The organism is Ruegeria sp. HKCCD7296 (assembly GCF_013110775.1).
In the GTDB taxonomy this organism is placed as follows: Bacteria; Pseudomonadota; Alphaproteobacteria; order Rhodobacterales; family Rhodobacteraceae; genus Ruegeria.
Window position 1 is genome coordinate 81,045 of the sequence record NZ_WVRF01000017.1, and the last position, 10,043, is coordinate 91,087.

General features: G+C 52.3%; 6 protein-coding genes and 1 pseudogene. 6 read left to right on the plus strand and 1 reads right to left on the minus strand.

The window, feature by feature from the left end; translation table 11 throughout:
• Positions 1 to 124 precede the first annotated feature (124 nt).
• The 5 genes and pseudogenes from GS632_RS18970 to GS632_RS18990 all read left to right on the plus strand — a co-directional run bounded on the left by GS632_RS18970 (position 125) and on the right by GS632_RS18990 (position 5,851).
• A complete protein-coding gene (locus tag GS632_RS18970) occupies positions 125 to 1,588 on the plus strand; it encodes a glycosyltransferase family 39 protein (RefSeq protein WP_171722309.1) in 1,464 nt (487 codons plus the stop codon).
• A 222-nt stretch (positions 1,589 to 1,810) separates the two neighbouring features.
• The gene (locus tag GS632_RS18975; protein ID WP_171722310.1) at positions 1,811 to 3,064 is read left to right on the plus strand and encodes an arylsulfotransferase family protein; all 1,254 of its coding nucleotides are present in this window, start codon (positions 1,811 to 1,813) and stop codon (positions 3,062 to 3,064) included.
• 67 nt (positions 3,065 to 3,131) lie between these two features.
• On the plus strand, positions 3,132 to 3,374 hold the full coding sequence (locus GS632_RS18980) for a hypothetical protein (RefSeq protein WP_253284512.1): 243 nt from the start codon (positions 3,132 to 3,134) through the stop codon (positions 3,372 to 3,374).
• Entirely contained in the window at positions 3,374 to 4,831 is a 1,458-nt protein-coding gene (locus GS632_RS18985) for a sulfotransferase (protein WP_171722311.1), read from the plus strand. The genes GS632_RS18980 and GS632_RS18985 overlap by 1 nt, the downstream gene beginning before the upstream one ends.
• Before the next feature lie 276 nt (positions 4,832 to 5,107).
• Positions 5,108 to 5,851 (plus strand): annotated as a pseudogene (locus tag GS632_RS18990) (IS5 family transposase).
• Positions 5,852 to 5,972: 121 nt separating this feature from the next.
• Here GS632_RS18990 and GS632_RS18995 read toward each other — a convergent pair.
• Positions 5,973 to 7,067 (minus strand): arylsulfotransferase family protein, encoded by a 1,095-nt coding sequence (locus tag GS632_RS18995; protein WP_171728253.1) that lies wholly within the window; start codon positions 7,065 to 7,067, stop codon positions 5,973 to 5,975.
• Between the two features lie 1,144 nt (positions 7,068 to 8,211).
• Between GS632_RS18995 and GS632_RS19000 the strand changes: the two genes are divergently transcribed.
• A complete protein-coding gene (locus GS632_RS19000) occupies positions 8,212 to 9,984 on the plus strand; it encodes a glycosyltransferase family 39 protein (protein WP_171722313.1) in 1,773 nt (590 codons plus the stop codon).
• Positions 9,985 to 10,043: the final 59 nt, after the last annotated feature.

The following is a 10,043-nucleotide window of genomic DNA, read 5'->3' on the forward strand; positions in this document are numbered from 1 at the left end:
ATTTTCTCGTAACCCGACACCACGAAATCAGAGATATACCGGCAAAGGGCGGCGCTCGACCAGCGCAAAGTCGGCTTATCAACCGCCCACCAGAATTGAGGCTATTGTGACCGGTGAGGCCCCTATGACTCTGCACTCCTCCGCCCCTGGCCGTAATGATCTGGCTGTGCTCTTGCTCATCTTACTTGTTGCTGCCGTGCTGCGCACTGCAGGGCTGAACGCCCCTTTGTGGTATGATGAGATCTGGACCGTCGATACGCATGTCAGCCTGCCCTGGGGCGATATGATGCGCGAGTATTCGATGAACCATCATTATTTTTTCAGCATGAAGGCCAAGCTGGTGTCCCAGATTTTCGGCGACCAGCCCTGGGCCTATCGCTTTCCGGCCGTGTTGTTCGGTGTTGGTATCGTTGCTGCGATCTGGTGGCTGGCCCGAGACATCGCCAGCACGAAAGCCGCGCATATTTCCGCCCTGCTTGTCGCGCTTTCCTATCATCAGGTCTGGTTCTCGCAAAACGCCCGCGGATATACCGAACTCGCGTTCTGGAGTTCCCTGGGCCTAATCTTCTTTTTACGAGGGACGCGACGCCCGGCCATCGGCACCTGGGTCGCCTTCGGCCTGACCGCAGCCGCCGCCGTGTTCACTCATCTGACAGGTGCATTTTTCTTTGTCGCCTTAGGTCTGGTCTGGCTCGTATCGTTGGCAACCGGGTTTGGACGCCCCGCCCTGAGCCGCAACTGGGTGCTGCAACCCCTCATTAGCGTCGCAATTGCGATAGTCTTGATCCTTCTTGTATATCTGCCGCTTTTCCCAAGCCTCGTTGGGACCATGGGCGAGGTTGCGGCGACCTCTGCCGTCGATCCGATGCAGGAATATCAAAACCCGATCTGGACCGTGCTGGAGGGTCTGCGGACAGCGGTCGGAAATACCAGCCCACTGACCATGATTGTCGCGATCGGCGGGCTGATCGCGCTGGGATTCGGCGCAGTGGGTGTGCATTCAACACAACCGCTGTTTTTCCCTGCCATCGTTATGCACATTGTGGTGACACTGGCCATTCTCCTGTCACTCGACATGCGGATCTGGCCTCGTTTCTTTTTCGTCGATATCGGCCCAGTCATCATTCTCGCCGTTGTCGGGTGCTGGTACGGCGCGGATGCTGTAGCCCGAGCGATACGGAAACCTCGGACCGGAGGGCTATTGTTTGGCATCAGCGTTGTGGCAATGGTCGCGGTCTCGGTGTTTCTTGTGCAACGAAACTATGTCGCGCCCAAACAGAACCTGGCCGGGGCTTTCAGCCTTGTGGAAGAGACACGCAGCCCATCAGATCGGGTCTATGCCATCAATCCGGGCGGACCGATCTTTGGTAGCCATTTCAACGCCGACTGGACAACCCTTGGCGACCCCGAGAGCTATGCAAAGGCAATGGCCCAACCCGGCCCCTTGACACTGGTCGTCCTGTTCCCCGGCCGAATGTTCCGCACTATCCCACAGCTTAAGCAGGATACTGAGGGGCAACTGGACTTTGTCCATGCCTTCCCAGGAACGCTAGGTGATGGCGACGTTCTTGTTTATCGGCGCAATTGAACACTGCATCAGGCAGGGAGCTCGCAAATCATGAAACAAGGAAGCGGCCAGTGAGAAGGTTTCCCAAGATACGCCTTATCCGGCTTAAACACCCTCAAAAACCGGGAGTGAAATCCTTTCGAATACTTTGCGCCAATTTCACCGCACCAGGACCCCTGAGTTGACTTAGTGCAAAGTGCAGACAACAAATACATTGTAACGATTTTAATCCAGGTTTCGCCAATGCGTATTGTTTCATACATCTCCGCTCTCTTGCTCGTTGCTATCTTGGCATTTGTCGTAGGAATGTGGACAACCCATAAGAATTGGGGTCCCTGGACAATCTTCTCTGAAGTCAAGGAAGCCATCAAATCGTGGAGAGCCACCGGATTTGTTGTTGCGGACGGAACCTATCTCCGCCGCCCGGCTCGGATGCCATCGGAAGCGTATGTCGTGCATCGGGCCGACAAGATCGCACCCGGTTATGTTCTGATCAATCGCATTGCCAACCCTGAGCCCGGTTATCTGACAGATCTCATCGATGCCGACGGCAACGTGCTGCATACATGGAAGATTGATCATTCCAGGGTCATTGATGGCGGCAACGAAGCCGAATTCGTTCACGCCGTTCGTCCACTGCCTGATGGATCAATTCTGGCCAATTTCGATGACAACATGGGTATGGCACGGTTTGATACCTGCGGTGACATCGTATGGCGACGCACAGATATGGTGTTTCACCATTCGTTGACTGAAGACCCCGACTTTGGGGGGTTCTGGACCTGGACCTCCAAAATCTGGGATGGAGGGCATGACCAGCAGATGGCACGGATCGATGTGGAAACCGGGGAGACGCTTGAGAGTATCGATCTGGTAAAAGACGTCATCCTGCCCGACACACAGGCGCAACTGGCTTTCCGAATTCCCAACGGCTTCAAATGGCGCTGGGATGCAGGGGTTGATGAAATCCCCGACATCATTCACCCCAATGATGTGGAAGTCCTGCCAGCCGCATGGGCTGACGCCTTTCCGCAGTTCTCGGCTGGTGATCTGATTATGTCTCATCGGTCGATTGATCTTGTCGGCGTTGTTGATCGTCAGACAAAGCGTCTGAAATGGCATAAGGCAGGACCTTGGGAGCATCAGCACGATGCGGATTTTCATCCTGATGGCACGATTACGGTATACTCGAACAACACCGATCGCCGCCGATCCTCTATTATAGAAATGGACATGACCACGGGCGAAGTTCGCGATAAATTCGCCGGATCCGAATTGGTCTTCGACAGTTTCATCATGGGGCAGCAGGAACGGTTGCCCAATGGCAACTGGCTGATTTCCTCTCCGATGGAAGGCCGGGTGATTGAAGTGACAGTTGACGGGAATCTGGTGCGCGAAATGTCGAATATTCTGAGCGACGACTACAATTCGATCATCACAACGGCCGTTCACGTTCCGGTCGACTATTTTGACGCTCTGCCGTCGTGTGACAAATGAAACCGCAAAAGCCACTGAGCGCGTTTTTGAAAGGCCCCTTGGATTCAAATTTACTCAGGAGCAAATCATGAAAAGACGTTTCCCGATTACAGCAGGCACCGCATTTGCCTTGGCCAACCTTGCGTTTACTTCACCGGCTTATGCCTATATCGGGCCAGGAGCAGGGCTTGGCGCGATCGGCCTGGCCCTGGCTTTGTTTGTCGTTGTGGTTTTGCTGCTTGCAGGCTTTCTCTGGTTCCCGATCAAGCGGGCCTTAAATGCCCGCCGCAACACCAAAACCGCCGACACGCCGTCTGACGAAAGCTCTTGATGCTTGTCTTCTGCGTTTCACTGCTGACAGTTTTTGGATTTGCAATCGGCCTGTGGAAAGCCGGGGTTGTTCCGGCAGCCCGGTCTTTACTCGCGTCCTCGGTCAGCGGGGTCTCGGCAATGTTCGACGCCGAAACCACGGATCACGAGAAAGAAACAGCTGTTCGACGCGCGGCATTTGAACTTTTGGGCGGAGTATGGCAGCTTGCCTGGCGCTTTGGCCTGTCACTTGCAGCGGCTGCAGCACCAATCGTTCTGGCTGATGTCGCCGGTCTGGCCTCCACTGACGAAGTGACGGGGCTGATGCTCCGACTGGACTACATAATCGCGGTCAGCGTGTTGGCAATCCTCATCGCCCGGTTCGTCTCAAAACGGCTGTCCGCAAACACCACATCTGCAACTCAAAACGATGCCTATTCGGAAGGCGATCGTCTGGTTCATACCCTGGCCTTCTCTACACCGATGGTCATGAAGTCTCTGGCGGCAACCGATGATAGGGCTTTTCGACTTGCTAACAAAACAGAGGCCTCTCAACCCCCGATCTTCATCACCTCTCTGGCCCGGGGTGGCACAACTGCGCTGCTAAATGCGTTTTTCGACATGCCTGCGATCGCAACGCATCAATATCGGGATATGCCTTTCATCACCGCGCCCTATCTCTGGTCCCGTCTCGGCGGGAAACGATCAGATCGGGTGTCTCGCCGGGAAAGGGCTCATGGTGACGGGCTTGAGATTGACCTCGACAGCCCCGAAGCGTTCGATGAGGTGTTATGGCACCTCTACTGGCCGGATAAATATCGCCAGCAGTTCATTGGCCTCTGGCAGAACGTGGACGAAAACCGGGCCGCTTGTGATCGATTGCATGAGCATTTTGAAAAAATCGTTGCGCTGCGCCGCCCAGAGCAGGAACAGGCGCGCTATCTGTCGAAGAACAACGCCAATATCGCACGGCTACGGGTTCTGCCTACTTACTTTCCCGGCTGCGATATTATCGTGCCGCTGCGGCGCCCGGCAGCCCATGCGGCGTCCCTGCTGCGCCAGCACAACAACTTCCTTGATCTTCAGGCCAAGGACGATTTTGTACGTCGCTATATGTCGGACATTGGACATCTTGAATTTGGCGTTTTGCACAAGCCCATAGCTTTTGCCGAATTCGACCCGGCTGGAACCAAACCCGATCAGCCAGATTACTGGCTACGCTACTGGATTGCCGCCTTCCGAGAAGTCGAATTGCAAAGCGATAGGTGTTTTATCGTCACGCAGGATGACCTCAGATCCCGTCCTTACCAGACAATGACCGCTTTGCTTAAGTCGCTCAATCTCCCCCAAACAGATCAGCGTTTCGATACCTATTTTCGCAATACACCAGATAGAACTCCCGACGAATTTTTTGATGCCGAATTGCTGCATACCGCGAACGCGCTTTACGTTGATCTGGACAAACAGGCCGTGAAATAGCCGCAAACTTCGATACCTTCGATCTAACCGGGTGCTCCAAAAGATGAAACAAGCAGCAAAGCACCTAACTTTTTGGATACTTAGAAAAAATTTACCCCCACAATGGTCGAGATGCGTTGGCCAAGCACCATGTGTTCTACAATTTTTGAAAACACCCGAATTTGGTGTAAAGTCCGCCCAAATTTTGAAATGATTTAGGCAACACACCCATTAATTTCTGTTCATTCGCATAGGCTTGTGATTCAGTTTCCGTCAAACCACAGGTGGGAGCAGGTGATGGCGCGTTCAGATATGAGTGATCTGGAGTGGGAATTCATCAAGGCGGTGCTGCCCAACAAATCCCGTGGCGTGAAGCGGGTTAATGATCGGCGTGTCATCAAAGGCATTTTCTATGTCCTTCGCACCGGCATTCCCTGGGCCGATCTGCCGAGCGAATACGGCCCGCCCACCACGATCTACAATCGTTTTAACCGATGGACCTATGCCGGGCATTAGGACCGGATCATGGACGCCGTCGCGGACGCCCACAACGTGGACACCGTCATGGTGGATGGCACATCGGTTTGGGCCCATCATTCTGCGACGACGCTCAAAAAAACGACCCGCGTCGTTGCCTCCGGCGCTCGCGCGGCGGGTTAGGAACGAAAATTCATGCCTTGACCAATCAGGACGGATTGCCGATCCGGTTCGAGCTAACGCCCGGACAGGCCCATGACGCGCCGGTCTGCAGACATCTTCTGGGCGCGCTGCAACCCGGTCAGGTCGTGCTGGCGTACAAGGCATACGATGTCGACTGGATCAGGGAAATTATCTGGAAACAGGGCGCGATTGACGTGATCCCATCCAAATCCAGCCGCAAGATGCCCAAGGATTTTAACGCTGACATTTACAAGGATCGCAACAAAATTGAACGTTTCTTTGGCCGTTTGAAAGCCTCCTTCCGCCGCATCGCTACGCGATACGAAAAAAACATCAACCAATTTCATGGCGATGATCAAACTGGCGTCGGTCAGGCTGTAGCTCGAGTTTTATGAGTCCGCTGCCAGTTTTGTTGAGGCTGACAGCCTCTTTTGTTAATAACCTACACCTAGTGCGACATGCTTAAAATAAAGCGCTAAACATTATGCGTTGGCTAAATGAATTACCCACAGCTTCTTAGTTCACCCTGGAAATAATCTGCAGGAAAAAGAGCCGAATTAGTGATTTCACCTACAAAATCGTCGTTGTATAAATTGACGTACTCCCAGACGATTTGCCCGTCAGCATTGACCTCCAACACACGCCCCGCGTCGAATTCAGTGATCAACATTCCACCATTTTCTAGCAGTTGATGCTCGCCTCGAATGACGCTCAGCATCTCCTCCCCAAGTTGCTCTCCGAAAATCACTTCTGTTTCACGGCTAACCGGGTCGACCGCGATAATATTCGTTGTAAAAGGTGTGCTCAGAATGGTGCGCTCATGTTCATAGGCCGTTCGGTAAGTATTGTTGTTGAAGATTGAAATCCTTCCATCGTCACGAAATTCAGGATCATGCTGGCGCAGCCATGGGCCAGTCTGATGCCATTTTACTTTTTTACTCACAGGGTCGAAGACCACCACAAGGTTATATTCTCGGACGGAAACCGCTAGGTCCCCTGCCTCAAAGAGTGGAAATGTGCTGGCTATTGCGGATGGTAACTCTGCCGCTTTGTTCGTATGCATTACCTCTTGTTGCTTTACAGCTTCCAGCCCGAAACCGTCACCGTTGGCCGTCAGCAACGCTTCTAGGCCATTATCGATTAGAAGCTGTGGAAAGGAGAATTCTTCGAGCACTTGTCCGTCTTCACTGACCCGGAGCAACGTATCCTCAGCAATCGGATCGTTGGTTGCCGGAGAAGAGAATGGAGGCAAGCGGTCCGGGTTTTCGCTCGCAAGCCATTCGTAGCGCCCGAGAAGCCAGTAACCTCCCGCCTCCGATGGCACTAAGGAATGGTGCGCCGGCTTGCTGTGGCGCCACATCAATTCACCGCATTGGTCGAGCTTTACGAGCCCACAATACTCGTAGTTGAATACCAACTCGCCCAGCGATGTCACATACGCCCCATGTATATCCACTCGAAGTGGTGAGCCCATCTCGCAAACGCGGGTCGCCGGGTCTGGATAATGTTTGAAATAATCAAGCGACCATTTTCGGACGATTGTTCCATCTCTTTTAATTAGTCGCGCTTGGTTCTCACCCTCAAAAAATCCGGTCATAAGCACCAGCGCTCTGTCGTCTGGTAGCGAATTGACAGTAACGCCCTCTCCTTGGCCCCGAGAAGGCTGCAGATGGTGGTAAACCGGTCCGCTAATCACGTCAGGGTGCCCTAGAGTAGTCATCGTTCTGTATATGCGCTTGATCTGGGGAATAGGTGGAAGGTTTTTCCAAGCCGCAAGGGCACCATATGCGAAGGGAACTGCCACAGTGGTTAAAGCCAAAGACAAAAGAAAAACGCGCCTCAACCACTTGTCAAAAAAATTTGACGTCATTTCATCCTCAAGTAAACGCAAACTGCAATCACAGCCACCGAAAACATACTTTGCTCTTGCAGCGTAACAGAGAGAGTTCGACATTGCCAATGTTGTAGAAACAAGAACTTACACCGCAAGCGATATCGGGCGCTAAATTGACGAGAACGCAAATGAATGTTTCGCTTTTAGCAATGCCCAATCGTAACAAATTGGATAGCCGTTGGCGCCATTACCCACAGCATCATCTAATTGGGGCTATTTTGTATGTCCTTTGTCAAATGTCCGTCTAGTTCTCAATTTGTCTTCCCAGAGGCAGGAGTTTTGCTGTGTGCGACAGTCTTATATATTTGTTCTTATGTATTTATTGCGCGAATCCGTCGAAGGTCGTGCTTCCCTTTTCCCAGAACGACTTATTCTATAGCCTCTGTAATGGGCATGCCAAGCGCGCTGTAGCAGTTGAAGATAGCTACGCGCGGATTTGGATTTCCTCGACCTGCTTGTTGAAATTCCTTGTCATTAGGCCCTGCCCCCCACGGTATGGAAGGTTCAAGTTCAGCGTCTTTTGACGGCGCTCAGAGTGCAGAAATCCGGTACCGCAAAGTCCAATCCGGCAAACCGGAACCGCCTGCCAGCGCTGGCGCCTGATTCATCTCAGGATCGCGCCGAGTCGATAAGGATCCAAGCCGTCTAAAGTTGTTATTGTAAGACAACCCGTTCTTGGGCTTGTACCTCATGGGGGCTCAACTGCTCATGCCTTCCAGCTATCATGCTGGATTCATGAACTGGAACACTAATGTATTCCAATACGCGACACTTATCGTAATATTACTCAAATTTCTTCGACTTTATGATCAACAACCTACACTTGGTTTTTTGCCAGACGGAAATTATGAGCATACTCAAAAAAAATAGTGTTTTCCGAATTAGGCGTGAGCACCGAAACTTGTTCGTTTTCATTGCGTTGGTAATCATAATTGTACTGACAATCATTCTACGGGTATGGGGAATTGAAACCCGCAGTCTTTCTCATCCGGAAATCTACGTTCCCGGTATCCATCTTGTTCCTGACATCTCCGAACCACCTCCACGGCTTAGCTTTACCGCAACGATCTGGTGGCACTTTCATGACGAGCCGCACCCCATGGGGTGGTATGTGGCCATGTTGGGCTGGACCAAAACATTCGGAACCTCTCATTTGGCGCTGCGGTTTCCGGGTGTTCTGTTTGCTCTGAGTTCGATACCGCTGATTTTCTTGATCGCGCGGAGCGTGTTCGGATCGACCGTCGCATGTCTGGCTGCGTTATTGCTAGCGATTCACGGCTTCCATATCTTCTGGAGCCAGATGGCACGCATGTATGTCGCAGGCGCCTTCCTGTCACTCTTGGCAACCTGGCTTTTGATATCCCTTGTACGGACACGCAAGCCAAGACCCAAAATCGAGATAGCTTATATCGCTTCAGTCCTGGCAGGAGTTCTGACAGTCGAGTTCTTCTGGCCGTTAATCTTGCTTCACCTGTTCTGGACAATACTTGTTTTGCCCCGGCCCGAGAAGGAAGCGGGGCAACTTTCACATTGGATTCATTTAATACGGGGGCCTCGACTGTTTCAGATTCAGGCTCTCGCCTTCATACTGTCTGCTCCGGCGCTGACCCATGTGGCCTACCGCGCGCGCAAAGCCGCAACCCGCGATCCAGAACCTGATTTTCTGATTGAGTATTTCTCCTTAGGGTTCCTTTTTGCAAAAGATTACCGCGTCATTCCGATGCTGCAGGTTGAGCCGGTCTGGATCTGGCTTCTTCTCGCCTTTTCTCTGCTGCTACTGGCAGCCAGTCTGAAAGCACCAAAGCGCGAAGCGCCGGTCGTAAGCGTAGAACGAAACATCCCTTTTTGGGTTTTGGGTTTTACTGCCGCCTGTTCAGCCTGTTTCATGCTTTGGCTTGCCTCTATCGCACACCGCCGGACCGAAGCACTGATGGCAATATCCATTTTGCCTTTTTTAGCGCTCCTTATTCCTGTGATAGGCACGATTTGGCGCGCGCTCATCCCCAGATTGCCGTCGAAGACCCTGCACTACCCACAGGAAAGAACCTTACTTTTGTGGCTTCTTGGAGTAGTTTCGCCGCTGATCCTTTTTGTGACATCGTACGAGATCTATGTTCTAGCCAACCGGGCCTTTTTACTCTTCATACCCTATCTTCTGATCCTCTGTGCAGCGGGTGCCGTCTGGATGTTCCGGCATACCGCCCTCAGGCTGGCGTCAATAGGGACATGTGTTATCGTATTTGCCTTCAGTGTGCCTTATGCAGCCCAAAAGCCCGGCACTCCGAACGATTACCAGGGAATTGCGCAGGCAATACTGCCTAAAATGCGCCCGGATGATCTTGTGTTTATGAGGCAGGCGCGCGACTGGGTTGATACACCTCTGTTCTATTACATCAACAACGCTAATTTTGTCGTATCAGAGCATGAGGCAGTCTTGCGCGCGCACCCAGATGCCCGCGTCTGGCTGATCACATGGCCTTTTGAAGAAAAGCCCACTATATCCGACGCTCGACGCGAAGTGCTTAGTGACTATAAGCCTACACTAAAAATCGAAAAATTGCGGGCTAGCGCGGAACTCTTTGAGCCTAGAACACAACCATTATCGCTAATACCTGACTAGGCAGCACACCCATTAATTTCTGTTCATTCGCATAGGCTTGTGATTCAGTTTCCGTCAAA

Bases quoted from the DNA above. Each gene is read 5' to 3' on its own strand.
- GS632_RS18980 (WP_253284512.1), top strand. From the start codon at position 3,132: ATGAAAAGACGTTTCCCGATTACAGCAGGCACCGCATTTGCCTTGGCC.
- GS632_RS19000 (WP_171722313.1), top strand. From the start codon at position 8,212: ATGAGCATACTCAAAAAAAATAGTGTTTTCCGAATTAGGCGTGAGCAC.
- GS632_RS18995 (WP_171728253.1), bottom strand. From the start codon at position 7,067: ATGACCGGATTTTTTGAGGGTGAGAACCAAGCGCGACTAATTAAAAGA.
- GS632_RS18975 (WP_171722310.1), top strand. From the start codon at position 1,811: ATGCGTATTGTTTCATACATCTCCGCTCTCTTGCTCGTTGCTATCTTG.
- GS632_RS18985 (WP_171722311.1), top strand. From the start codon at position 3,374: ATGCTTGTCTTCTGCGTTTCACTGCTGACAGTTTTTGGATTTGCAATC.
- GS632_RS18970 (WP_171722309.1), top strand. From the start codon at position 125: ATGACTCTGCACTCCTCCGCCCCTGGCCGTAATGATCTGGCTGTGCTC.